We start from the raw sequence: 26,767 nt of genomic DNA, 5'->3' as shown, positions 1-26,767 counted from the left end.
GACGTAAGCCATGATGCCCGTTATAATCTAAGATCTTTATAAGATGTGACTAATATTCGGCAGGACCGAATCCAATTAATTTGAGGTAATCTAATGTCATCTATCGAAACAACCCAAGGTTTAGAACGCCGCGTACAACTTACTGTACCTGCTGAAACTTTTGAAAAAGCTGTTCGTGAAGAATTAAAACGTGTTGCAAAAAATGCAAAAGTAGATGGTTTCCGTAAAGGTAAAGTTCCACCAGCAATGGTAGAAAAAATGTACGGTGCATCTGTACGTCAAGAAGTATTAGGTGAATTATTACAACGTGCTTTCTTTGAAGAAATGATGAAAGAAAAAGTGAACCTAGCTGGTCGCCCTACTTTCAACGTTGAAAAAATGGAAGAAGGTAAAGACGTTGAATTTACAGCAACTTTTGAAGTTTACCCAGAAGTTGAATTAAAAGGTTTAGATACTATCGAAGTTGAAAAACCAGTTGTTGAAATTACTGATGCAGACATCGAAAAAATGATCGATGTTCTTCGTAAACAACAAGCAACTTGGAAAGAAGTTGATCGTGCAGCAAAAGCTGACGACCGTGTAACTATCGATTTCACTGGCTCTATCGACGGTGAAGAATTCCAAGGCGGAAAAGCTGAAGACTTCATTTTATTAATGGGTCAAGGTCGTATGATTCCTGGTTTTGAAGAAGGTATCGTTGGTCACAAAGCGGGCGAAAAATTCGATATCGAAGTCACTTTCCCAGAAGATTACCAAGCAGAAAACCTTAAAGGTAAAAAAGCGGTATTCGCAATCAACTTGAAAAAAGTTGAAGAAATGGAATTACCAGAATTAACTGATGAATTCGTTTCTAAATTTGGTCCAACCACTAAAACTGTAGCTGACCTTCGTGCTGAAATCGTTAAAAATATGCAACGTGAATTAAACAATGCAGTTAAAGCACGTGTTAAAGCACAAGCATTAGAAGGCTTATTAAAAGCAAACGAAATCGACGTTCCAGCATCAGCTGTTGAATTAGAAACTGAAGCATTACGCAACCAAGCAGCACAACGCTACGGTATGCCAAAAGAACAAGCTGCTCAATTACCAGCAGAATTATTCCAAGGTGAAGCAAAACGTCGTGTTCAAGTAGGTTTATTACTTGGTGCATTAATGGCTGAAAACAAACTTGTTGCTGATGAAGCTCGTGTAATTGCAATGCTTGAAGATATGGCATCTGCATACGAAAAACCAGCAGAAGTTGTTGAATACTACAAAGGCAACGCTGAGTTAATGAACAACTTACGCAACGTTGTTTTAGAAGAACAAGCAATCGATGCATTACTTGAAAAAGCAAAAGTATCTGAAAAAGCAATGTCATTTGACGAATTAATGGCACCAAAAGCTTAATCGTTTTTTGCTAAAAAAATAAAGAAAGTGCGGTTGTTTTGTTACAAAATGACCGCATTTTTACTATCTACAATTTTTAAATTTTAAAAGAGGAAACTATGAGTGTTATTCCTATGGTTGTAGAACAAACGTCTCGTGGCGAACGTTCTTACGATATTTATTCACGTTTATTAAAAGAACGTGTTATTTTTCTAAGTGGCGAAGTCGCTGATCCAATGGCAAACCTCATTGTGGCTCAGCTCCTTTTCCTTGAAGCCGAAGATCCGAATAAAGACATCAGTATTTATATTAATTCACCAGGTGGCTCTGTAACTGCGGGTATGGCGATTTATGACACCATGCAATTTATCAAACCTGATGTTCGTACTGTGTGTTTAGGTCAAGCTTGCTCAATGGGCGCATTCCTTTTAGCAGGTGGGGCTAAAGGTAAACGTTTTGCGTTACCGAACGCACGCGTTATGATCCACCAACCGCTTGGTGGTTTCCGTGGTCAAGCAAGTGATATTCAAATTCATGCACAAGAAATTTTAAAAATTAAACAAACATTGAATGAACGCTTAGCTTTCCATACAGGTCAAGATATTGCGACTATCGAAAAAGATACCGATCGTGATAATTTTATGTCAGCCGAACAAGCAAAAGCCTACGGTCTTGTTGATGAAGTGCTTGTAACTCGTGATGACGAAAAAACAACAAAATAAAAGTTTAAGGATAAGTGATGAGTAAAAAAGATGATGTAACTTGTTCCTTCTGCGGAAGAAGTGAAGATGAAGTAGCTAAAATCATCGCTGGAAAAAATGGCTATATCTGTAACGAATGTATTGACGCTTGTCACGAAATTCTCGTAGAAGAACGTGCTGAGGGTCGTGGTGATGATTGGGAAACCAATGGGGATGAAAAAGTCGAAACCTTGGAGCCTAAAAAATTACCAACACCGCATGAAATCCGTGAAAATTTAGATGATTATGTCATCGGTCAAGACTATGCGAAAAAAGTCCTTTCCGTTGCGGTTTATAATCACTATAAACGTTTACAATCACGCAAAAATATTAGTGATGTTGAACTAGGTAAAAGTAATATTTTATTAATCGGTCCAACTGGTAGCGGTAAAACGTTACTCGCCCAAACCCTTTCTCGTATGTTAGATGTTCCTTTTGCGATGGCAGATGCGACAACATTAACCGAGGCAGGCTATGTTGGTGAAGACGTTGAAAACGTACTACAGAAACTTCTTCAAAGCTGTGATTATGATACCGAAAAAGCAGAAAAAGGGATTATTTATATCGATGAAATCGATAAAATTACCCGTAAATCTGAAAATCCATCTATCACCCGTGATGTATCCGGTGAAGGGGTGCAACAAGCTTTACTTAAATTAGTAGAAGGTACGGTTGCAAATATCCCACCACAAGGTGGACGTAAACATCCTCGCCAAGAGATGATTCAACTTGATACGTCAAATATCCTCTTTATTTGCGGTGGTGCGTTTGCTGGTCTAGATAAGATCGTTGAAAAACGTATTAACAAAGGCGGAAACGGTATTGGTTTTAATGCAGACGTAAAAACTGAAGAAAATAAATTAAGTTTAAGCGAATTATTCAGCCAAATTGAGCCTGATGATTTAATGAAATTTGGTTTAATTCCTGAATTTATTGGTCGTTTACCAGTAATTGCTCCACTTAATGAATTAGATGAAAAAGCGTTAATCGCGATTCTCACTGAACCGAAAAATGCATTAACTAAACAATATCAAGCATTATTTGGTTTAGAAGATGTTGAGCTTGAATTTACCGATGCGGCATTGATCGCAATTGCGAAAAAAGCCCTTGCTCGTAAAACGGGTGCTCGCGGTCTGCGTTCTATTATGGAAGGCTTATTGCTTGATACCATGTATGACTTACCATCATTGGAAAATCTCGCTAAAGTAACCATTACTGAAGAATGCATCACTGAAGATAAAGCCCCTGTTTTAACTTATAAATAAACAGTTCACTTTATCGTTTAAATAATAAATCACGCCCCGATTTTCGTAAAAATTTATGCGAAAATTGGGGCGTATTTTATTTAAATCGTTAAGTATTTAACGTGCTTTAACTTAAAAATCAACACGCAAACCTGCATAGTAACCGTTTTGACGTTTAGTATATTGTGTATCACCATGCGCTTTATTAGTCGCATATTCTAAGAAAGTTTTCACATAACGAGTCCAACGATAATCGGTACCTAACGCAAACCCTTTATTTTTCACATTATCGGTAAATTTCGTTTGGCGATATGCCGTATAGATACTCCACGGATAAGTCACGTAATAACGTGCGCCTAATTGCCATGCGGTTTGAGAATCATGTGCTGAATCACGTTGGTAACGATTGCGATCATGGAGATAGTCAACACCGAAATCAAAAGGACCAATACCAAAGCCTAATGCACCACCAATACTACGAGTTGTTTGATAATATTTTGGCTTATTAAAACCATATACTACATTTGCTTTTAAACGAATATCATTAATTTTTTTGAAGAAAAGAATACCCGTTTGCCAACCATAAAGATTCGTATTTGCGACAGTACGACCAAATTGATTAGTTGTATATTCAGAAGCGTCCTGCGCAAAGCTATAGTCCGCACCAAAAGTGAAACCATTCCACTCTACTGTTTCAACATGGAGATCTTTTTTCGCACTGGTTTTTAAACCATATTGTGTACGACCATAAGTACGGTAAGTACCTAAACGCCCATCTTTATCAATCCCTGGTGATGCCACGCCTGCCGCTGTTACACCACCAAATTTATACGTGAAATCAGCAACTTTTAGACGATTACCAATGGTACTTTGGTTACCAAAAGAAATTTTTCCCCAATTTTTGTTTTTAATTCCTGCATAAAGGCGATGAGTATAAAATCCACTACTAAAATTATCATCATATTTTGTTTGTGGGCGAAGTTGCATTGCTGCAAAAGCAGAATAATCATCATCAATTTCTTGACTGAAGTTTAACCAGAATCGAGATTGATCATTTAAAAGATCGGTCCGTGCATCTTGTTGTTTCGCTAATAAGATACGTGCAGAACCATAAAGAGTTACTTTAGAACCATCTTTTTGATAAAGCACTGCGGCATTTGCCGCATTGACCGTCAATGTTGCAATAGCTAATGTAATGAGAGTTTTTTTCATACAATCTACCTTTTATATTTTTTACTAAATGAAGATTTCGCGACCAACTTATAAGCAAGTAGTTCATTTTTCAAAACATTTTTTGCTATTTTGTGAACATCATCACACTTTTTATCTATTTTTTAAGGTAGACTTTCACATAAGTTAAACTTTGGCGTACTAGTATTTTTATTTTATTTATGTTTATTTTTTAACCTGATTTTTTGATTTTTCTCGTTACGGAGTCATTATGAAGAAATCTATTCTCTCTCTACTCATCGGTGAGATTCTCCTTACCAGTGGCTGTAGTCAATTAATTCAACCCTCTCATCCTATTGATACAACAATTCAGCAATTACAAGGTAGTGGTAACTATTCTCCTGTCGTAGGTATTGATGTTGCCAATAAACAGTTCACTTCTAACGATTACTACAATGTCGAAGGTATTGTCACAGCAATTCAAGACAAAGATCTTGGCCGAGATTTACCACGAGGCTTTTTTATTCAAGCCGCTAGCGATAACAATCCCCAAACATCCGATGGTATTTTCGTTAACACAGCGGATATTAAAAATGTAAAAGTCGGGGATTTAGTTAAAGTAACGGCGAAAGTTACAGAACATTATCATTGGACACAACTTACGTCTGTTGCCAAAGTTGATGTGTTAAAAACTCAACAGCCACTTCCCGCCCCTGTTGTTCTTGATTTGAATAACCAAAACTTTAATGATGCGTTAGAACGTGTGGAAGGAATGCGTGTAAAAATTGCTAAAGTGAGTAACTTACATGTTACCCGTAATTATGGTTTTGATTATGCAAGTCACCGCAATAATCTCGTGTTATCCTATAAATATGCTCTCATGCATCCTAATCAAACCGAAGCACCTCACATTCGTCCACAATGGAATGCCAATGATGGTACCCTTGTGGTTGAGTCTTTCAAACGTGCCCCAAATGGACAAATTCTTTGGTATCCTGACTTCGGTTTAGGGAATGGGAATGGGAATGGCAGTTCAAATCATTATATTCGTATCAATGATTTAGTTGATGGACTTGAGGGGGTTATTGGGTATTCTTATGGTCAATATCGCCTCTATGTAACTAACAAAGCTAATCAAAATACTTTTGTTCATATCAATGATCGCTCCCCTAAACCACCAATGAAAAGAGGCGGTAACTTACGCATTGCAAGTTTTAATGTCTTAAATTATTTCAACCCGCCATATGATGAATCACGTAATCCTCTCGGTCAAAATCGTGGGGCACAATCTGAAAAAGAATTTAAATTACAAAGCGATAAAATTGCAACGGCGATTGCACACATGCATGCGGATATTGTCGGGTTAATGGAAATTGAAAATAATGGTTTCGATAAAAAATCTGCAGTAGCAGATCTCGTAAATCGCATCAATAGCAAGATTAAAAACCCTGCGGATCACTATACTTACTTCACACCTAAAAATGGTGAAAAATCTATCGGTAGTGATGCAATTACCACACAGGTAATTTATAAGAAAAATAAAGTCACACTAGAAGATTACCATATTATAAAAATGCCAGAACAGCATGCGCCAACCGTGCATTACATGGATAAAAACCGCAATAAGACTTTCTATGGTAGCGTACACCAACGTGATACCATCGCTCCAACTTTCCGCATTAATGGTACAGATAAAATAATTACCGTTGCTGTTAATCATTTTAAATCAAAAGGTTCAGTTTGCTGGGAAGATGTCAATACAGGTAAGAAACTTGATTTAGACCAACAAGGTGCCTGCGAAAATTTACGTGTTGCAGCAGCTGAACGACTAGGGACGGCGCTCGCTCAAATCAAGGGTAATAAAATTATCTTAGGCGATCTAAATTCCTATGCAAATGAAGATCCTCTTATTGTTCTTACCAACCGTAACCATTTAACCAACCATGTTACTAAAGCCGCTGGTTACACATATATCGGTGGCAATAAAGCAACAGGCACACCGCTTTATGGTAAAGACGGAAAAGTGATTAACCATTCTTTCGGCTACATTAATATTATTCGTCAATTACATCCTGAATCTTATAGTTTTGCTTATAACAATCATATTGGAACGTTAGATTATATTTTAATCTCTCCGCCTCTTAAACGGGCTGTTATTGATGCACATGAATGGAATATCAATGCAGGTGAATCAACCTTATTTGAATATAGCGATAAACATAATTGTAGCCATGGTATCTGCTCTATCCGCCATCATGATATTTACCGTGCCTCTGATCATGATCCCGCTATCATTGATTTAGATACGCATAAAATTTAATTTCCTCTAGTGTAAGCTCTGCCTCAATTTTCATAAAATTTTTTGAAAATTGAGGCGTTTTTCATTATTTTAAGAAAGAAAGCGGATTGACACCTTCACCATAGCGTGAAATTTCAAAGTAAAGCCCCGCTTGTTCTTGTCCGCTAATAGTACCTACCTTAGCAATTTCTTGCCCCGTTGACACGACATCACCTGTTTTCACTAACAGTGCTTGGTTATAGCCGTAAAGCGTTAAGTCATTCTTACCGTGTTTTAAAATAACCATTAGCCCATAACCAGACAATTTGCCCGCAAAAATAACTTGTCCCGTATAAATGGCCCTAACTGGCGCACCACGATTAGCTTTAAAAACAACGCCACGCCAACGTAATTCTTCCAACTGGCTGGTACCAAATTGATGCAAAATACCAAGACTTTGAACAGGATAAGCATACTGATGATGAGGACGCCCTAATCCTTTCTGCGCTTTCGCTAACAATGCTTTCTGTTGTGCTTGTAGCACTTGAGCAGCAGCTTGACGTTCAGCTTCAGCAATTTTGTCACGTAATGCTTTTTCATTAGCTCGCAATTGCATTAATTTACGGCGTTCTTGACTCAATTGCCGACGTAATTTAGACAAGCTATCTTGGTAATTCTTTTCAGTTTCCTTTTTCTGATCTAATGCTTTTTGTAAATCATTTTTCTGCTGATTTATTGCATTCGTTTGATCTAAAAGTTGTTGTTGCTGTCCTAGTAGAAGATGCTGCGTACTCTCCAGAGAACTCAATAACTTCGCTTTCTGCTGATAAAGATAAGTAAAATAATTTTTTAAAATTTCAGTATGTTTATTGGGATCCGATAACAACTCTTCTAAAAAAGAGGGATCTAATTTTGCTTTATAGATCGTTGTAACAATATCTTGTAACTGATCTTTTTGCTGTGAAAAGGTTACCTTTAATTTTTGTTGTTTAAGTTGAAGATCTTTTTGTCGTTGCTGTGTTTTCTGCAAAGATTCTTTCAGATCCTCAACTTGTCCCGTCAATGCTTGCAATGTTTTATGAAAATCTTTGACTTCTTGTTGTAAACTTTTTTGTGTTTGTTCCTGAAGCCGTACTTTATCTTGTTGTTTAGCGATCTGTGTCTGTAAATTACTCAATTCACTCGCTTGCCCCATCATCGGTAAACACAATGCCAACCACCATAAATAATTTTTTCTCATTTTTTGTCCTTTTTTATTTTTGCTCAAAATATAACAGGATTTTGGTATTTTCTTAACAATTTATCTCCAGAATCACATTATTTTTTTATGATAACGCTCTGATATTTTTTACACACAAACATCGCACCAGTTAATATTTTTCGCTATAATGGCGAGCAGTTTCTGATTAACTTTTATTATATAGAGGAGTCTATTATGGAATTAGTATTTATTCGTCACGGTTTTAGCGAATGGAATGCGAAAAATTTATTTACTGGTTGGCGTGATGTAAATTTAACAGAACGTGGCGTTGAAGAAGCAAAAGCTGCAGGTAAAAAATTACAAGAAGCAGGTTATGAATTTGATATTGCTTTCACCTCTGTTTTAACTCGTGCTATTAAAACTTGTAATATTGTTTTAGAAGAATCTCATCAACTTTGGATTCCACAAATCAAAACTTGGCGCTTAAATGAACGTCACTATGGTGCCTTACAAGGTCTAGATAAAAAAGCTACTGCTGAAAAATACGGTGAAGATCAAGTACATATCTGGCGTCGCTCTTATGATACCCTTCCACCATTGCTTGACCCACAAGATCCAAATTCTGCTCATAACGATCGTCGTTATGCTCACCTTTCTCCAGATGTTATTCCTAATGGCGAAAACTTAAAAGTAACCTTAGAACGTGTATTACCATTCTGGGAAGATCAAATTGCCCCTGCGCTTTTAGATAAAAAACGTGTTCTTGTTGTTGCCCACGGTAACTCTTTACGTGCGTTAGCCAAACATATCATTGGTATTTCTGATGCTGACATCATGGATTTTGAAATCCCTACTGGTCAACCATTGGTTTTACAACTAGATGATAATTTAAACTTCTTAGGTAAATTCTACCTATAATAAAAATTCTCCGATCCCCTGTATCCTACAGGGGATTTTTTTATCTCTTTTCCCATTTCTACATTGTACGAACAATAAGTTCGCTATATGATCCTAATAACAAACAGTAATATTTAAAGGGAGAATAAAATGTTAATTTATATTGCTGGCGCAGGTGCAATGGGCTGCCGTTTTGGTTATCAACTTCTTAAAAATGGTCAAGACGTCATTTTACTTGATAACTGGGATGCACATATCGCTGCCATTCAATCAAGAGGATTAGAAATTACAGGCGATAAAACAGATACCGTCCATATCCCTATCATGCATCCAACTGAAGCCACTCAAAAAGCCGATCTCATTATTCTTTTTACTAAAGCTATGCAACTCCCAACCATGTTGCAGGAAATTAAACAAATTATTGGCCCGCGCACTAAAGTGCTATGCCTTTTAAATGGCTTGGGACATGAAGATGTTATCCGCCAATATGTGCCGTTAAAAGATATTCTTATGGGGGTAACAATTTGGACGGCAGGTTTAGAAGGTCCAGGAAAAGCGATTTTAGCTGGTACAGGAACCATCAATTTACAAAGTATCGATCCTAATGGAAAAGGCGACGCAGAACAAATTGTTACTATCTTAAATGGTGCAGGTCTTAATGCAATTTACGATGATGACGTGTTACCTAATATTTGGCGTAAAGCCTGTGTAAACGGTACGATGAATCCAACCTGTGCTTTATTGGAATGTAATATTGGTCAATTCTTTGCGACAGATGAAGCACCAATAATGGTCAAAAATATTATCCATGAGTTTGTAATGGTTGGTGAAGCTAAAGGTATTGCGTTAGATGAAGATGAAATTACTAAATATGTAATGGATACTTCTGTTAAAGCTGCACATCATTATCCTTCTATGTACCAAGATTTAGTCCAAAATCATCGCCCAACTGAAATTAATTATATCAATGGTGCAGTTGCTAGAATGGGTAAACAGTTGAATATTGCCACCCCTTACTGCCAGATGATCACGGATCTTGTATTAGCTAAACAACAAATCCTTGGCATTAAATAATATACATAAAAAAAGATCCTAACTTATCCACAGGTAAGAAAGGATCTTTCTATAAATGATATGTTTCTCGGCTAACCATCTATTTCGTCAAGATCAGCTTGAGAAAGTTGAGGTTCTGGTTTTGCTACTGCTTTATCACCATGAATACGATAATTTAAATTCTGGAAATAGGCTTCACGGAACATAATATAAGGGTCCTGAGAATCTTTTAATAATTTTCCTTTTCCTAACAACGCTGCGCGTTTATCCAAACCCTGAACAACATATTTTGCCAGCCCTGCAGGCCATTCGAGTAATGAAAATACTGGATATGTATAGTCAGCAAGATTACCCAGATCTTCTCGAGGAGTTGCTGGACCATAAGCAGGCAACATCACATAAGGTCCTGTTTTTACCCCATACACACCTAAGGTATCACCAAAACGTCTTTCCGTATCCTGAGAAACGGTTAAACCTGGAATTTTATCCGCCCAATCAATTAAGCCACCAATCCCAAAGATAGTATTAAACCAAAAACGTGTAAAATGTATCATTGCAATTTTTGGTTTTCCTTCAAGTAAGTAGTTCACAAAACTTGCAGGTTCATCTAAGTTATTTGCAACATTAACCAACCCGACACGCAATGGCGTAGGAACATAATTTTTCCATCCTTCAGCCGCAGGTTTGAGGATATAAGGATCCAAATAGTTATAATTGATATTCCACATTGCACGGTTAAATTTTTCCAACGGATCCTTACGTTCTCCCGTTTTAGGATCAATGGTTGCACAAGCACTAAGTAAACATACACTTGTCACAGCCACCACCATGGCTTTACCCGCTTTTGATAATTGTTTTTTCATCTCAATTTTCCTTTATCGGACTAAATTGTCGCTAAGCAACGGTAGCTAGTTGCATCAATATACGGCGTACAGGTTCTGCAGCTCCCCATAATAATTGATCGCCTACGGTAAATGCGCCTAGATATTGTTCGCCCATTGCCAATTTCCGTAATCTTCCAACTGCAATATTTAAGGTTCCAGTAACCGCTGCAGGTGTAAGTTCCTTAATTGTCGCTTCACGCTGATTAGGAATCACTTTTACCCAAGGATTATGTTGGCTCAAAAGTTCTTCCACTTGAGCTAATGAAATATTTTCTTTTAATTTAATGGTAAAAGCCTGACTATGGCAGCGTAATGCACCAATACGAACACAATATCCATCAACTGCAATGGGCTCCCCTTCATTTCCCAAAATCTTATTGGTTTCGACCATCCCTTTCCATTCTTCTCGGGTTTGTCCATTCGACATAGCTTTATCAATCCATGGAATCAAACTCCCTGCAAGTGGTGCGCCAAAATATTCCGTTGGAAATTCTGCTGAGCGCATCGTTTCAGTTACTTTCTTTTCAATAAACAAAATTTCACTAGCTGGATTTTTAAGTTCATTTGTAACTACGTTTTCTAATACGCCCATTTGCTGGAGAAGCTCACGCATATTTTTCGCACCTGCACCTGAAGCGGCTTGATAAGTAGCCACGGAAACCCATTCCACCAGCCCTTTATCAAAAAGCCCACCTAATGCCATAAGCATTAAACTTACTGTACAGTTTCCACCAACAAACGTTTTAATACCTTGCTGAATTGCACGATCAATAACGGTCTGATTAACTGGATCAAGTACAATTATTGCATCCTTTTCCATACGCAATGCAGATGATGCGTCAATCCAATATCCTTGCCAATTGCGTTCCTTCAATTTAGGATAAACTTCATGGGTATAATCACCACCTTGACAAGTTACAATAATATCGAGTTGGCTTAAAAGATCTAAATCATAGGCATCTTGTAATGGTTGAGATACGCTAGTACCATCAAACTGAGGAGCAACTTGCCCTACTTGAGAAGTCGTAAAGAAAATAGGGGTCAACTGACTAAAATCTGATTCTTGTTGCATACGCTCCATTAATACAGATCCAACCATACCTCGCCAACCGATAAAACCAACTTTTTTCATTCGTATTCCTTTTTTAATTATCACGTTCTAATTGCTTGATATAACGTAAAGTCGAAAAATTCGCACTAAAATACCCAAGTAAACCACCAATTAAAACAAAGGTGGCAATATCCGTTAATGTTAAGTTAATTAATTGAAATTTTTGATGAAATAATGCGGAAATAGCAGCAACATCTTGTGAAAATTCACGAAGTAAGAAGAAACTTAATAAACATCCTAAAAAGCTACCAAATACAACAAATAAAATTCCTCGATAAAGGAATGGACGCATAATAAAGCCTTTCGTCGCACCTAAAATCTGCATTACTTCAATTTGTTTCTTACTACTGTAAACTTCTGCACGAATACTGTTAGAAATAATCAACACAACGGAAATAAACATCAGCACAGTACAAAATGTACTAATTTTAGCAAAAAGTGCTGATAGTGCCGAAATTTTTTGCAGAAAAGCCTTCTCAAATTGGACCTGTTCTACACCTTGTAACTTCGCAAATTGCTCGCTCAACATTTGAATTTTATTCACATCTCGCTGACTTTGTTTAAGTTGAACAACAATCGCTGACGGAAGCTGACTATCTGTAAACCAGCCTACTGCTTCCTCTAGCCCTTGTTGTTTCAAACTTTGTAAGCTCATTTGTGGCGATAAATAAAAAGCCTTTTCTACGCTTGGTTGCATGTGCAACTTATCTAATAATTGATTACGTACTTGCTCATTTGTCCCTTTTTTTAAAAAGAGAGTCATTTCGCCACGTATCGGAAATTGCTGTTCCAGATGTTGCGTATTTTTCCACAATACATAGCTTAAACTTGGCAAACTAAATGTAATCGCAATAACGATAATTATTAACAAACTTGAGCATTTTTCGTGCCATAATTCATTAAGGGTTTGTCGCCATGCATAAGCCTGTTGACTCCCCCACAAAGAAAGATTGGACATAATTTTTTCCTCAGACAAGATGTCCTTGATTTAAATGGATACAGCGGAAAGGACGCTGTCTTAAAACTTCAAGATTATGCGTAGCGATCAACACCGTCATTCCTGTTTGGTTTAGATTCGCAAATAAACTAAAAATTTCACGAGATAATTTTTGATCTAAATTTCCCGTTGGTTCATCGGCCAATAAAATTTTGGGACGATGAACAATCGCTCTAGCAATATCAACTCGCTGACGCTCCCCGCCAGATAAAGAACGAGGATAATAATTTTCATATCCTTTAAGACCAACCTTTTCTAGTGCGGCTCGAGCATAGCCTTGTGCTTGTTTCAATGATAACCCTGCAATAATAAGGGGTAATTCTACATTTTCTAAAACAGTTTTATGTAAAAGCAGGTTATCTTCTTGGTGAACCATACCTATTTGACGACGTAAAAAAGGCATTTCTCGAGCAGGGAGCCGTGTAATATCATGATTATCAAAAAAAATTCGACCACCGTTAGCTCGTTCTAATCCCATAATTAGCTTTAATAACGTTGTCTTACCCGCTCCAGAATGTCCAATTAAATACGTTAAACTATTTTTAGGAAGAAAAATATTAATTCCTTGTAAGGCACTCTTTTTCCCACCAGAGTAAACTTTGCTCACATCTTCAAAACGAATCATCTTGATCTGCCTCTTTCTTATTAGTTTTACGATTATAAAAGATTTTTTGCGGAAAAAAAATGCAACAATTCTCTGATATTCTAATCTTTTCCCCCATTTTAGTTGTCTTTTTATACGTAAAGAGTCGAATTTTTTTTCAATTCATCAATTGAAAATTTAAAAAAAGACTCATAAAATAAATGAACGTTCATTCAATGTTATTTTAACCTCATTTTAAAAGGAAATATGATGTCTAACCCTACGATGGTGGAAAAAATTTTCAATGCCACGGAAATGTTAATGGCTGAGTATGGTTTACAAGGGCTTTCTATGCAGAAAATTGCCAAAGAAGCGGGAATTTCAGCAGGAACAATCTATCTCTATTTTCAAAATAAGGAAGATCTCCTCAAAAAACTTGCTCAACATATTTTTGATACTTTCCAAGTGGTACTTAAACGAAATTATAATCCAAATCTCTCATTATTTGAGCAATACGAAACAATGTGGAATAACCTTTGGAATTTTCTACAGGATAACCCACGTATTATTGTAAATCACAATCAATACCAATCCTTACCCCATCTACCTGAGCTTTGCAAAATGGCAGAAAAAAGTAAGCAAGGTGTTTGGGCCCAATTTTGTAAAAAAGGGATCGAATCAGGAGAAATCGTTAATCTGCCGACAACTGTTCTATGGAACCTAAGTATTGGTTCAGTTATCCGTCAAGCATTGGATAACCTCTTATCTCAATTTAGTTTTGACGAGCAACTAAAAAAAACGGTAATTAGTTGTAGCTACAATGCTATAGCTAACAGTTAACTTCTATTTTGTGGAGCAATTATGTCTATTGAGCAAACTAAAAAACCACCTAGAAAACATGGAATTATTCTCAAAATTGCACTCATCATTATTTTAGTTATTTTCATTATTATGATTGGTGCAAATTTTGTGAAAAGTTATATGACAAATAAAATTTTGTCGCATTTACCACAACAAGCAGAACCTGTCACGGTAGAAACTTTTAAACCACAAACCTGGATTCCAGAAATTCAAACCTCAGCAACTATCCGCCCAAACCAGGGAACGATGTTGCAATCCCAAGCATCTGGCGTGGTATCTGAAATTTTGGTGAAATCAGGTCAGTTGGTAAAAAAAGGTGAAGTCTTAGTACGTCTTGACAGTCACGTTGAAATCGCACAATTAAATGCAAGCAAAGCGAAACTTGCCTCTGTCGCTCAAACTTATCATAGTTACGTAAAATTATATAAAACCCAAAGTGTTTCTAAACAAGAATTAGATAACGCTAAAGCGGCTTATGATTCTCTCGTCGCAAGCATTAAATCAATGGAAGCTGGAATTAACCGCCGTCAGATCGTTGCACCATTCTCAGGCATTGCAGGGATTGTGAAAGTCAATGTTGGACAATTTGTTAATGTAGGAACAGATATTATCCGCGTAGAAGATCATAGCCAAATGAAGGTTGATTTTGGTATTTCCGAAAAACACCTTGATCTCCTACATGTAGGTCAAAAAGTTCTTGCAACAACAGACGCTTACCCAAATCAAACTTTCACTGCAACCATTACAGCGATAGATCCCGCTGTTGATGCAAATACCGGGTTAGTTGAAGTACAAGCCGTATTTAAAAACCAAGAAAAATATCCGCTCATGTCTGGTATGTTTGTCCGCTTGAGCGTACAAGTCAGTACAGAAGAAAACCAATTTGTCGTACCGCAAATTGCGGTTAGCTACAATATGTACGGTAACTTTATCTATATCTTGTCCCCACTATCTAAAGACGAGAAAGATGCTTTAGCTAATACACAAATGTTTGCTCAAAAACGTAATCTTGAGAATGTTTACCGCGTAAAACAAACGCCAATCACCGTTTTAGATCGCCGTAGCACTTATGCACATCTAGCACAGGATAACTTCAAATTTGGTGAAAGATTTGTTGTTGGCGGTATGCAACGCTTAAACAACAATTCACTCGTATATGTGGAAAACAAACCACTTATTGGGGTAACACCACCTAAAGATCCAGGTAATCTATAAGGAAGCACGATGAAATTTACTGATATTTTTATTCGTCGTCCTGTATTAGCCGCTTCTATTAGTTTGCTAATTGTAATTTTAGGATTACAAGCGTTAGCTAAACTTAACGTACGGCAATATCCTGAGATGACAACAACTGTTCTGAATGTATCAACGATCTATCCAGGTGCAGATGCGGGATTAATGCAATCTTTTGTTACATCTACGCTAGAAGAATCTATTGCTCAAGCAAATAATATTGACTACATTTCATCTTCAAGTAGTCCAGGTAGTTCAAACATTACAATCAAGATGAAATTGAATACCAACCCAAATGAAGCGTTGGCTGATATTTTATCTAAAGTAAATGCTGTCCGTTCTAAATTACCAACAGGTATTGAAGATCCCGTAATTACCTCAAGTAGTGGTGGGACAGGGATTATTTATTTCCAATTCTATTCCAATAAACTTAACGCAAGTCAAGTAACGGACTATATTGAGCGCGTTGTAAAACCACAATTTTTCACGATTCCTGGTATCGCACAAGTTGATATTTTCGGAGCTGCCGATTATGCAATGCGTATTTGGTTTGATCCAGAAAAACTCGCAGCTCAACATCTCTCTATATCACAAGTTATGCAAGTGCTCACTGCGAATAACTTACAAGCTGCCGCAGGAAGTGAGAATGGCTATTATGTAACCTATCGTAATAAGATTAATACCACTACCAATACGATTGATGAATTAAAAAATTTAATCATTTCCGATAAAGATAATCATATTGTTCGCCTAAAAGATATCGCAACGGTGGAGCTCAACAAAGCAAGTGATAAGGTACGTGCTACAGCAAATGGTAAAAATGCTGTAATTTTATCGATTGAGGCAAATTCAACTGCTAACCCGATTGACGTGGTAAAAGCTATTATGCCTCTTTATGCTCAAATCAAAGCAGCATTACCAAACGGCATCAATACTTCCGTGTTATACGATTCTACTTTATCAATTGATAGTTCTATTCACGAAGTAATTAAAACCATTGTTGAAGCAACTGTTATCGTATTAATCGTTATTTTGCTCTTTATCGGTTCATTGCGTGCAATCCTTGTACCGATTGTCACAATTCCACTTTCATTGATTGGGGTAATTTTCTTACTACAAGTTTGTGGATTTACCATAAACTTAATGACACTTCTGGCAATGATTCTTGCAATCGGGCTAGTTGTAGATGATGCGATCGTTGTATTAGAAAATGTGGACCGCCATGTTAAAGGGGGAGAAACAGCTTTCCGTGCGGCTATTATTGGTACACGTGAAATTGCTGTTCCTGTTATTTCTATGACCCTAACACTCGTAGCGGTTTATGCACCTATTGCCTTAACGGGTGGGATTACAGGTTCACTTTTTAAAGAATTTGCTCTAACCTTAGCGGGCACCGTATTTATCTCAGGTATCATCGCTCTGACACTTTCACCAATGATGTGTAGTAAGTTGATGAAAGAAAATGATAACCCAAGTAAATTTGAGCAGATTGTAGATTCCACTTTAAACAAAGTAACGCAATCTTACCTCAAAATACTCAACTTAATTATGTATTATCGTGGTTGGGCACTTGCTTTTGCGGTAGGTATTTTCATTACCCTACCATTCCTACTCCGTTCTTTACCAACCGAAATGGTACCGCAAGAGGATAAAGGTGCGTTCTTTGTAATGGGTAATGCGCCTGCAATGGCAAACATTGACTACGTTCAAGATTCAATGAAACAGTTTGAAAACCTCGTTAAGAAAAATCCGAATGTCACATCACAGATGGTCATCTCAGGTAATCCAACGAGCAATCAAGCAATTAGTATTGTAATGTTAAAAGACTGGGCAGATCGTAAAGAAACCCAAGCTCAAATTTCAGCGAAGATTAACCGTCAGGCAAAAGCTATTCCAGAAATGAGTATTTCTGCTTTCGGTTTTCCAGAAATTAATACGGGAGAAATGGGACCACCAATTGGATTCGTCATCAGTACAAATGATAGCTATCGTAAATTAGCACCAATTGCTCAAGAGTTTTTAGAAAAAATGCGTAAGTCAGGTAAATTTATTTTTTCAAGCCTTGATTTAAAATTTGATACGGCAGAGGTTGATCTACAAATCGATCGTAATAAAGCCCGTACTTACGGCATTTCAATGCAACAAATTGCTAATGCATTAGGTAGCTATTTAGCGGCTCCGACTATTACTCGTGTAAATATCGATGGGCGTGCCTATAAAGTTATTGCTCAAGTAAAACGTGCTGATCGCCTATCACCAGAAAGTTTGAAAAAATTCTTCGTAAAAACTGCTAGTGGTGAATCTATTCCGCTTTCTAGCATTATCACTATGCACGTTGAATCTTCACCTGCTTCATTACCTCGTTTTAACCAGCTTAATGCGGCAACGATTTCTGCTGTACAGATGCCTGGCGTTTCTATGGGAGATGCGGTGAAATGGTTGGAAACAACAGCAAAACAAGATTTACCGAAAAGTTATCAAATTAACTTTAGAGGTGAAGCTCGTCAATATGTACAAGAAGGCAGTACGCTTGCACTCACCTTCGTTTTAGCGATATTGATCATTTATCTTGTATTAGCTATTCAATTTGAATCTTTCCGTGATCCGTTGGTTATCTTAGTATCTGTTCCACTTGCAGTGAGTGGTGCATTATTAGTCCTTAATATTTGCTCCTTCCCACGTGATCCTGTTGCAGGGGCAACATTAAATATCTATTCGGAAGTTGGGCTTATTACATTAATCGGTCTAATTACTAAACACGGTATTTTAATGTGTGAAGTCGCAAAAGAAGAACAATTACAAGGTAAGTCACGTATTGAAGCGATTATGATTGCGGCTAAAATTCGTTTACGCCCAATCTTAATGACAGTAGCAGCGATGATTGCGGGTTTAATCCCACTCCTCTATGCAAGCGGCGCTGGGGCAGTTTCACGCTTTAGTATTGGTATCGTTATCGTATCAGGTTTAGGTATCGGAACATTCTTTACCTTATTTATCTTACCGGTAATTTATACTTACCTAGCGACACGTCATAAACCTCTTAAAGTTTTTGATGAAAATAAACCCTCTGCCTTAGCAGAAAAATCAAAAACAACTGAGTAATCTTGCTTAAAACAATTAGGGCGAAGTTAATCTTCGCCCTTTTATTTTTTATTAAAAATAATAAAACACGCCCCAATTTTCATAAAAATTTATGATTTTTGAGGCGTGTTTTTTTATAAAAATCTAACGTCTAAGATTTGTTTTTGCAATATCAATCAGTTGATTACCATGTCCATTAAAGACGGCTTTCAACATGTAGATCGCAAACCCTTTGCGTTGTTCATTCGTTACTTTCGGTGGCATACCGATTTCATTTTTATCCGTGATCACTTCCAATAATGCAGGACCATCGTGAGCTAAGAATTCATCAATTGTATTAGATAAGTTTTCTGGTTCAGTTGCCTTAAAGCCTTTTACACCACACGCATCAGCAATTGCAGCAAAACTTGGATTAACCATATCAGTTGCTGTTGATAAATACCCTGCGGCAATCATTTCAATATTAACAAAAGACAAACAACTGTTATTTAACACAACAATTTTAACAGGTAATTTATGCTCAACAAGACTTAAAAAATCTCCCATGAGCATTGAAAATCCACCATCTCCACACATCGCAATGACTTGACGATTACGATCAACAATTTGTGCGCCTAATGCCATAGGCATCGCATTTGCCATACTGCCGTGGTGGAAAGAGCCCAATAAACGACGATCTTTACCAATTTTTAAGAAACGTGCGCTCCAAAGTGTTGGTGTTCCCACATCAAAAGTAAATATCGCATCAGAATTTGCTTTATCACTCATCATTTTAAAGAGTGTTTGTGGATGAATACGTTTATCGCCTGGTTTGATATCTGCTTTACTATCAAAATCTGCTCGTGTCTTTTTATAATGTTTTAAACAATTATCCAAGAACACTTCATTGTCATTTTCTTTGACTAGAGGAAGTAAAGCACTCACTGTTTCTTTAATATCTGCAACGATACCAAGATCAATTTGGGTATGACGGCCTAATGCACCAGGATCAATATCAATTTGGATAATGCGTGCATTCTTCGGATAGAAAGCACGGAATGGGAAACCAGTACCAAGGAGTAGAACCGTATCTGCATTTTCTAGTGCATGATAACCTGATTCAAATCCTAAAAGCCCTGTCATCCCCATATCATTTGGATTGTCATATTCCATGTACTCTTTTCCACGGAATGCGTGCACAATCGGTGCCTTCAATTTTTTCGCTAACGCAATGACTTCTTCACGTGCATCTTTACAACCCGCACCACAGAAGAAAGTAATATGTTCAGAATTATTCAGCATTTCGCTTAATTTTGCCAATTCATCCGCTGAAGCAGAATAATGTGGCAATTCAGGTTTTTGCCATTTAATTCCCACGCCTTTCGGCATATCCATTTCTAATACATCGCCTGGTACTACAATGGTTGCAACGCCACGTTTTAAAATGGCTTGACGCATTGCAGTTTCAAGGATTTGAGGCATTTGTTCTGGATTGGTAATTTTTTGACAATAAACACTACATTCTTTGTAAAGATAAACAGGATCTGTTTCTTGGAAATAGTCTGTTCCAACTTCACTAGATGGGATATCACTTGCAATAGCAAGGACAGGTGTATGGTTACGATAACAATTATACAGACCGTTCATTAAGTGCATATTACCTGGGCCACAAGAACCTGCACATACAGCTAGTTCCCCTGTTATTCCAGCTTCGGCACCAGCAGCAAAAGCAGCAACTTCTTCATGACGAGTACCAACCCATTCAATCTGACCTTGTTTACGCATACTATCAACTAAGCCATTGAGAGAATCGCCTGTTACCCCCCAGATCCGCTTCACACCTGCGGCACTAAGTAGGTCAACCATATAATCAGAAATTTTCATACTTTCTCCTTATACATGTTTAAAATCCATCCTATTGGTGTTTGGAATTTGATCGCATTCTATTATGAGTATTTTGTTTAAACAATAGTTATTTAGGTGGTTTTTCATAATCAGTTAAAAGATAAGGAAAAAGCTGGTATGATGAGCAAGATTTTTATGTCAACCTCAAATTATAAATGAGCCATCCCATGAAAGATTATAGTTATATAACAATGTCCCTAGCTGGAGTTTGTCTCGCTGCCAAATTAGCATCCGATTTTGCGCATTACGGAAAAGCTGATGAAGCAGATTTTCGCTTACTCCTTGAAACAACCGTACCTAGAGACCATGACTCAATGATGGCAGTTTACGGATATAATCCTGAAAAATTGCGCCATGGTCTAGAAGAACTTTGTCAACAACTCAGCGATACAGATAAACAAATCGGTCGCTATTTTCTTCGCTTAATCGCCCTTGAAGGAAAATTAAGAAAAGAAGTAGATATCAAAAAAGCAATTGCTGAACGTGTTGCTTACCTCCCAACCCAATTAAACCACTACGATATTACGAGTGAACAAGTTTGTGCATCCCTTGCAAGTATCTATTCTGATTTGATTAGCCCACTTGGGGTTAAAATTCAAATTGTAGGTTCGGTGGAACACCTCTCTAACCCTTATATTCAGGATCGTATTCGTGCATGTTTATTTGCTGGCATACGTTCTGCCGTTTTATGGCGTCAAATGGGAGGTTCAAAATGGCAATTCCTATTTGCCCGCGGCAAACTTATTGACACGACTCTTGATATTCTAAATTGTATTAACTAATAGGAAAAAATATGACGCTTTCTTCTCTTTTTGCCGTATCCCCGATTGATGGGCGTTATCAAAGCAAAACCAAAGTATTGCAGCCACTCTTTAGTGAATTTGGACTAATTAAAAACCGTGTAATTGTAGAAATCCGCTGGTTACAAAAATTAGCACACACAGCAGAAATTGCAGAAGTTGCGCCTTTATCTGAACAAGCAAACGCTTATTTAGATAGTATTATTGATAACTTCAGTGCTGAAGATGCACTGCGTGTTAAAGAAATTGAACGTACCACCAACCATGACGTAAAAGCCGTTGAATATTTTCTGAAAGAAAAAAGTACTGCGGTAGCGGAACTTGAAAGGATCGCTGAATTTTTCCATTTTGCGTGTACTTCTGAAGACATTAATAACCTTGCCTATGCATTAATGTTAAAAGATGCCCACGAAAGCGTTATCGTTCCAGAATGGGAAAATTTAATCAATAATATCAAACGATTAGCTAATGAAAATAAAGCGGTTGCAATGCTTGCACGTACACACGGACAGCCTGCAACTCCTACTACGGTTGGTAAAGAAATGGCAAACGTGGCTTACCGTTTAAATCGCCAGCTTAATCAACTTCAACAAGTTGAAATTCTTGGTAAAATTAATGGTGCAGTGGGTAACTATAACGCGCACATTATTGCTTATCCAAATGTCAACTGGCGCCAATTCAGCGAAGAATTTGTCACTTCACTTGGTTTAACTTGGAACCCATACAGTACCCAAATCGAGCCGCACGATTTTATCGCCGAATATTTTAACTGCGTAGCTCGTTTTAACACCATTCTTCTCGACTTCGATCGCGATGTTTGGGGCTATATCTCACAAGGTCACTTCAAACAACGCACCGTTAAGGGTGAAATCGGTTCAAGCACCATGCCACATAAAGTCAACCCAATTGATTTTGAAAATTCAGAGGGTAATTTAGGTATTGCCAATGCATTAATGGCACATCTAAGTGCAAAATTACCTATCTCTCGTTGGCAACGTGATTTAACCGATTCAACTGTAATGCGTAATCTTGGCGTAGGTATTGGTTACAGTCTTATTGCTTATGCTTCCACCAACAAAGGTTTAAGTAAATTAGAAGTAAATCAAGCCCACCTACTCGCTGAACTCGATCAAAACTGGGAAGTGTTAGCTGAACCTATCCAAACGGTGATGCGTCGTTATGGTATTGAAAAACCTTACGAGAAACTTAAAGCATTGACTCGCGGAAAACGTGTAGATGCACAGGCAATGCAAGCTTTCATTGACACGCTTGAATTACCAGAAAATGTAAAACAAGAACTTAAAGCGCTAACGCCAGCAACCTATATCGGCTTAGCCGAAGAACTTGCAGAAAGTTGCTAATCATAACTTAAAGAAAAAGGACGAATATTCTCGTCCTTTTTTGTTTACTTTAAATTATTAAGGTTTCTTTCTATTCTGTAAAAATCGTTGGTATTTTCTACCATAGAAAAGTACCAAGAGTAACGATGCAACAAAAGAATATTCGATACAAGGCACAAATAAAGACGCTAATTGTTTCATCATTTGTGCAACATTTGCATTAATTCCAATAAGGATTGCATTAGCAAAATACATCAAGACGAATGCAAATCCCCAGCAGATTAAAAACATCTTCAGTAAAATAAATCCACCATTATTTTGATTATTTTCAGCCATAAACTTTGCCCATTTTTTTAAAAATACGATTTATATTGTCATTAATTTAACGCTTAATTTGCAGACTGCAACAAGATTCTTAATTCATCGGCGCAATGGCAGGTTTTAATCTTTTCAAAAAGATCGATTGCTTCAGAATAATCCTTTTTCAAATATTGCAACCATTGCTTAATGCGAGCGATATGATAAAAACCGCTATCAAATTGATTCTCTACTTGTGAATAAGCGCGAATCATCGGCATTACACCACTTCCCCAATCTAATTTATCTGCATTTTGTTTAAGAACATCGCTTAAATTCGGCACATTTAATGCCCCACGTGCTACCATCAAATCTTGGCAACCCGTAATTTGCTGGCAACGTTGACCATCTTGGTAAGTAAAAATTTCACCATTGGCAACAACGGGAATACGTAATTTTTCACGCACCTCACCAATTCTTTCCCAATTAATACGTTCCGCTTTATAGCCATCCATCTTAGTACGCCCATGAATTGCAATTTCCGTTGCACCGCCTTGCTGACACGCATCAGCAATTTCAAACGCATGATCAGGATTATCCCAACCTAAACGCACTTTCACACTTACCGTATGCTCTGCAGGTACGGCTTTACGAATTGCCTGAGTTGCTCGGTAAATTAATTCGGGATCTTTTAACAGACTTGCCCCACCTTGACTTCCATTCACAGTTTTAGATGGACAACCACAATTTAAATCCACGCCATGCGATCCTAACGCAATGGCACGCATTGCATTTTCAGCTAACCATTGCGGATGTTGCCCAAGGATCTGAACACGCACAGGCGTCCCTGCTTGCGTCAATCCATTCTCATATAATTCTGGACAAATGCGATAATAAGTTTTCTCGGGTAATAAACTATCCACTACCCGCACAAACTCCGTTACGCACAAATCATAATGATTCACTCGGGTTAATAAATCCCGCATAAAATAATCTAACACGCCTTGCATTGGTGCTAAAATGACACGCATTTTTTATCCTTAAAATAAAAAAACCGCTCTTTGCAAAGCGGTTTTCTACAACATTATCGCTTAACGCCACCCTTTCGCTTTACGAATTAAATCGTAAGCTGCTTGGATTTGTTGGGTTTTCTCTTTTGCCATTTCTAACATTTCTTTTGGCAAGCCTTTAGAAATCAATTTATCTGGGTGATTTTCACTCATTAATCGGCGATAAGCACGTTTTACCGTTTGTTGATCATCACTTTCAGACACACCTAACACTTGATATGCATCCGCCAATGTTGGTCCACCGTTACGTTGATATTGATGATATTGCTGTTGTTGGCTGTAATCGTGGAAACCATCGGTATCTTGCTGTTGATAGAAACCGCCAGCACCTGCTTGTTGGTAGAAACCACGGAATTGACGTGCAGCTAATTCCATCGCAATCATTTGATCGAATTGGAAACGTGACACGCCCAATTCTTCAGCGATGATATATAAGATTTCCTGCTCACGTGGATCTAAAACATCATCAGCAAAAGCCGCTTTTACCTGCACTGTTAAGAACATACGCAATAAATCATTACGTTGTCCACAACCTTCACGAAATTCTTGAATCGCTTGGCGTAATGGGAAATTCGCATCTTTACCACGGGTGAATGCATCTTGTGCTAATTTTATCCCCGCCTGATCCAAATTCATTTGTGCCATCAGATTATTCGCAAGTGCGATATCTTCATCTGTCACACGCCCTTTCGCTTTACTTAAATGACCAAGTACCGCAAAAGTTGTTTGCATAAAAAGCGATTGGCGAGTTAATTTACGTCTAAAAATGCTAGAGCGAACACTGCCTAATTCGTAAATTTTCTTATCTGCTAAGTGTCCTACGAAAATCCCCGCAATCATGCCAAAAAAACCACCAAATTTTAATCCGATGATTGCCCCAACAATTTTTCCAATAAACATATTTGCTCCTCAAATAACGCCACAAAAATCGTAAAAATTTATGCGATTTATGTGGCGTGAGTTCAATTAATTTTCTGCTAGTGCCTCATGTTGTGCAGCAAAAATTTGTTCACATCCTTGTTTAGCCAAACTTAATAAAGTTAATAATTCTTCATGGCTAAATGGTGCGCCTTCTGCAGTGCCTTGAACTTCGATCATACGACCGTCCTCACACATCACTACATTCATATCCGTTTCCGCATTGCTATCTTCAATATATTCTAAATCGCATACGGCCTCTCCATTGACAATTCCTACGGATACTGCTGCCACAAGATTTTTAATCGGATTTGTTTTAATTTTCCCTTCCACTAATAAATAAGCGATCGCATCGCTTAACGCCACGGCTGCCCCAGTAATAGATGCAGTACGAGTACCGCCATCCGCTTGGATAACATCGCAATCTAACGTAATGGTATTTTCACCTAACACTTCTAAATCTACCATTGCACGCAAAGAACGAGCAATTAAGCGTTGGATCTCCATCGTCCGTCCACCCTGTTTGCCCTTTGCCGCTTCACGTTGCATACGGCTATGGGTTGAGCGTGGAAGCATGCCATATTCAGCCGTCACCCAACCTTTGCCCTGACCTTTCAAAAAGCGTGGAACACTTTCCTCAATACTTGCGGTACAAAGCACTTTCGTATCACCAAATTCTACCAATACGGAACCTTCCGCATGTTTGGTATAATGGCGTGTAATTTTAATATCACGCATCTTATCAAATGGACGCGCATTTGGACGTTGGCTTTGCATAGTTATTCCTCGATTCTAATTTCAAAAAATTGCGACATCTTAACACGCAAACTGACAGAATAGAAATTTAACAGTACAATAACTAACGATATTTTTAATAAATAAAAGGATTCACAATGCTATACAGTATGACTGCTTTTTCCCGTGTGGAAATCAAAAAAGATTGGGGCTGCGCAATTTGGGAAATGCGTAGTGTCAACCAACGCTATCTTGAAACATTTTTCCGCTTACCTGAGGCTTTCCGTGGATTAGAAAACACCTTACGTGAAACATTACGCCATGCTTTGACCCGTGGAAAAGTAGAATGTTCCCTTCGCATTGATATGGTCCCATCAAAAGATGCAGGGCTTAACATCAATCAAGAATTTGCTGGACAAGTTATTCAATCGCTCCAATGGCTAAAACAACAAGTCGGCGGTGGTGAAATTAACCTAATGGATATTTTACGTTATCCAGGAGTCGTTGAAGCTCAAGAACAAGATTTAGACCAAATCAGCCAAGATTTGCTCGCAGGATTTGATGAGCTCCTCAAAGAATTTATCGCAATGCGTGGTCGTGAGGGCGAAAAATTACATCTTCTTATTGATGAACGCCTCCAAGCTATCTCACAAGAGGCAGACAAAGTCCGTGCGCAAATGCCAGAGGTTTTACAATGGCAACGTGAGCGTTTACAACAACGCTTTGCAGACGCACAACTCGAAGCGGATCCACAACGCTTTGAACAAGAAATGGTTATTCTTGCTCAACGCCTAGATGTTGCCGAAGAATTAGATCGCCTTCAACTTCACGTTAAAGAAACACAACGCATTTTACGTCAAGGTGGTGCTGTCGGTCGTAAACTCGACTTCATGATGCAAGAACTTAATCGTGAATCAAATACTCTCGCATCAAAATCAATTAATGCGGATGTCACTGCAAGTGCGGTTGAATTAAAAGTGTTAATTGAACAAATGCGTGAACAAATTCAAAACCTCGAATAA

The 26,767-nt window shown here is 37.8% G+C and carries 23 protein-coding genes; 12 read left to right on the top strand and 11 right to left on the bottom strand.

Annotated features, from left to right (window positions below; translation table 11 throughout):
- Positions 1-93: 93 nt before the first annotated feature.
- The 3 genes from tig to clpX all read left to right on the top strand — a co-directional run bounded on the left by tig (position 94) and on the right by clpX (position 3,373).
- Entirely contained in the window at positions 94-1,389 is a 1,296-nt protein-coding gene (tig, locus tag EL259_RS04395) for a trigger factor (RefSeq protein WP_126599376.1), read from the top strand.
- Between the two features lie 98 nt (positions 1,390-1,487).
- Positions 1,488-2,090: an ATP-dependent Clp endopeptidase proteolytic subunit ClpP gene (clpP, locus tag EL259_RS04390; RefSeq protein ID WP_126599374.1), complete on the top strand. Its 603-nt coding sequence runs from the start codon at positions 1,488-1,490 to the stop codon at positions 2,088-2,090.
- A gap of 17 nt (positions 2,091-2,107) precedes the next feature.
- On the top strand, positions 2,108-3,373 hold the full coding sequence (gene clpX, locus EL259_RS04385) for an ATP-dependent protease ATP-binding subunit ClpX (protein ID WP_126599372.1): 1,266 nt from the start codon (positions 2,108-2,110) through the stop codon (positions 3,371-3,373).
- Between the two features lie 111 nt (positions 3,374-3,484).
- On the opposite strand, the gene EL259_RS04380 is transcribed toward clpX, so the two are convergent.
- On the bottom strand, positions 3,485-4,564 hold the full coding sequence (locus EL259_RS04380; RefSeq protein ID WP_126599370.1) for a porin: 1,080 nt from the start codon (positions 4,562-4,564) through the stop codon (positions 3,485-3,487).
- 229 nt (positions 4,565-4,793) lie between these two features.
- Between EL259_RS04380 and EL259_RS04375 the strand changes: the two genes are divergently transcribed.
- On the top strand, positions 4,794-6,842 hold the full coding sequence (locus EL259_RS04375) for an ExeM/NucH family extracellular endonuclease (protein WP_126599368.1): 2,049 nt from the start codon (positions 4,794-4,796) through the stop codon (positions 6,840-6,842).
- A 64-nt stretch (positions 6,843-6,906) separates the two neighbouring features.
- Here the strand turns inward: EL259_RS04375 and EL259_RS04370 are convergent, their stop codons facing one another.
- Complete coding sequence (locus EL259_RS04370; RefSeq protein ID WP_126599366.1) at positions 6,907-8,040, bottom strand: murein hydrolase activator EnvC family protein; 1,134 nt, start codon at positions 8,038-8,040, stop codon at positions 6,907-6,909.
- 195 nt (positions 8,041-8,235) lie between these two features.
- Here EL259_RS04370 and EL259_RS04365 point away from each other — a divergent pair, with 195 nt between their 5' ends.
- Together EL259_RS04365 and EL259_RS04360 are read left to right on the top strand one after the other, a co-directional pair.
- A complete protein-coding gene (locus EL259_RS04365; protein WP_126599364.1) occupies positions 8,236-8,919 on the top strand; it encodes a 2,3-diphosphoglycerate-dependent phosphoglycerate mutase in 684 nt (227 codons plus the stop codon).
- A 129-nt stretch (positions 8,920-9,048) separates the two neighbouring features.
- On the top strand, positions 9,049-9,972 hold the full coding sequence (locus tag EL259_RS04360; protein ID WP_126599362.1) for a 2-dehydropantoate 2-reductase: 924 nt from the start codon (positions 9,049-9,051) through the stop codon (positions 9,970-9,972).
- A gap of 71 nt (positions 9,973-10,043) precedes the next feature.
- On the opposite strand, the gene EL259_RS04355 is transcribed toward EL259_RS04360, so the two are convergent.
- The 4 genes from EL259_RS04355 to EL259_RS04340 are packed head-to-tail and all read right to left on the bottom strand — an operon-like array spanning position 10,044 to position 13,568.
- Positions 10,044-10,814, bottom strand: a complete 771-nt coding sequence (locus EL259_RS04355; RefSeq protein WP_126599360.1) for an MlaA family lipoprotein — start codon at positions 10,812-10,814, stop codon at positions 10,044-10,046.
- A gap of 31 nt (positions 10,815-10,845) precedes the next feature.
- The gene (gene asd, locus EL259_RS04350; protein WP_126599358.1) at positions 10,846-11,967 is read right to left on the bottom strand and encodes an aspartate-semialdehyde dehydrogenase; all 1,122 of its coding nucleotides are present in this window, start codon (positions 11,965-11,967) and stop codon (positions 10,846-10,848) included.
- Positions 11,968-11,980: 13 nt separating this feature from the next.
- Complete coding sequence (locus EL259_RS04345; protein WP_126599356.1) at positions 11,981-12,904, bottom strand: permease-like cell division protein FtsX; 924 nt, start codon at positions 12,902-12,904, stop codon at positions 11,981-11,983.
- A gap of 10 nt (positions 12,905-12,914) precedes the next feature.
- Complete coding sequence (locus EL259_RS04340) at positions 12,915-13,568, bottom strand: cell division ATP-binding protein FtsE (protein ID WP_126599355.1); 654 nt, start codon at positions 13,566-13,568, stop codon at positions 12,915-12,917.
- Between the two features lie 225 nt (positions 13,569-13,793).
- Between EL259_RS04340 and EL259_RS04335 the strand changes: the two genes are divergently transcribed.
- From EL259_RS04335 to EL259_RS04325, 3 genes are read left to right on the top strand one after another with little or no spacing between them, the layout of a single operon-like run.
- Complete coding sequence (locus tag EL259_RS04335) at positions 13,794-14,366, top strand: TetR/AcrR family transcriptional regulator (RefSeq protein ID WP_126599353.1); 573 nt, start codon at positions 13,794-13,796, stop codon at positions 14,364-14,366.
- A gap of 21 nt (positions 14,367-14,387) precedes the next feature.
- Positions 14,388-15,602 carry an efflux RND transporter periplasmic adaptor subunit gene (locus EL259_RS04330; protein ID WP_126599351.1) on the top strand — a complete coding sequence of 405 codons (1,215 nt, stop codon included), beginning with the start codon at positions 14,388-14,390 and terminating at the stop codon, positions 15,600-15,602.
- 9 nt (positions 15,603-15,611) lie between these two features.
- Positions 15,612-18,722: an efflux RND transporter permease subunit gene (locus EL259_RS04325; protein WP_126599349.1), complete on the top strand. Its 3,111-nt coding sequence runs from the start codon at positions 15,612-15,614 to the stop codon at positions 18,720-18,722.
- Positions 18,723-18,845: 123 nt separating this feature from the next.
- Here EL259_RS04325 and poxB read toward each other — a convergent pair whose 3' ends face one another.
- Entirely contained in the window at positions 18,846-20,564 is a 1,719-nt protein-coding gene (gene poxB / locus EL259_RS04320) for a ubiquinone-dependent pyruvate dehydrogenase (RefSeq protein ID WP_126599347.1), read from the bottom strand.
- A gap of 188 nt (positions 20,565-20,752) precedes the next feature.
- On the opposite strand from poxB, the gene hflD reads away from it, so the two are divergent.
- Positions 20,753-21,367, top strand: a complete 615-nt coding sequence (gene hflD / locus EL259_RS04315; protein WP_126599345.1) for a high frequency lysogenization protein HflD — start codon at positions 20,753-20,755, stop codon at positions 21,365-21,367.
- Positions 21,368-21,378: 11 nt separating this feature from the next.
- A complete protein-coding gene (gene purB / locus EL259_RS04310; RefSeq protein WP_126599343.1) occupies positions 21,379-22,746 on the top strand; it encodes an adenylosuccinate lyase in 1,368 nt (455 codons plus the stop codon).
- Between the two features lie 57 nt (positions 22,747-22,803).
- Here the strand turns inward: purB and EL259_RS04305 are convergent, their stop codons facing one another.
- The 4 genes from EL259_RS04305 to rph form a co-directional block, all read right to left on the bottom strand.
- On the bottom strand, positions 22,804-23,061 hold the full coding sequence (locus tag EL259_RS04305; RefSeq protein WP_126599341.1) for a hypothetical protein: 258 nt from the start codon (positions 23,059-23,061) through the stop codon (positions 22,804-22,806).
- A gap of 53 nt (positions 23,062-23,114) precedes the next feature.
- Positions 23,115-24,053: a tRNA dihydrouridine(16) synthase DusC gene (dusC, locus tag EL259_RS04300; protein WP_126599339.1), complete on the bottom strand. Its 939-nt coding sequence runs from the start codon at positions 24,051-24,053 to the stop codon at positions 23,115-23,117.
- Positions 24,054-24,113: 60 nt separating this feature from the next.
- Positions 24,114-24,992 (bottom strand): co-chaperone DjlA, encoded by an 879-nt coding sequence (gene djlA / locus EL259_RS04295; RefSeq protein ID WP_126599337.1) that lies wholly within the window; start codon positions 24,990-24,992, stop codon positions 24,114-24,116.
- 66 nt (positions 24,993-25,058) lie between these two features.
- Positions 25,059-25,787, bottom strand: a complete 729-nt coding sequence (gene rph / locus EL259_RS04290; RefSeq protein WP_126599335.1) for a ribonuclease PH — start codon at positions 25,785-25,787, stop codon at positions 25,059-25,061.
- Positions 25,788-25,903: 116 nt separating this feature from the next.
- Between rph and EL259_RS04285 the strand changes: the two genes are divergently transcribed.
- Positions 25,904-26,767: a YicC/YloC family endoribonuclease gene (locus EL259_RS04285; protein ID WP_126599333.1), complete on the top strand. Its 864-nt coding sequence runs from the start codon at positions 25,904-25,906 to the stop codon at positions 26,765-26,767.

The sequence above is a fragment of the Actinobacillus delphinicola genome (genome assembly GCF_900638385.1).
Classification (GTDB): domain Bacteria; phylum Pseudomonadota; class Gammaproteobacteria; order Enterobacterales; family Pasteurellaceae; genus Actinobacillus_C; species Actinobacillus_C delphinicola.
This window is presented reverse-complemented; position numbering and strand designations above follow the sequence as displayed.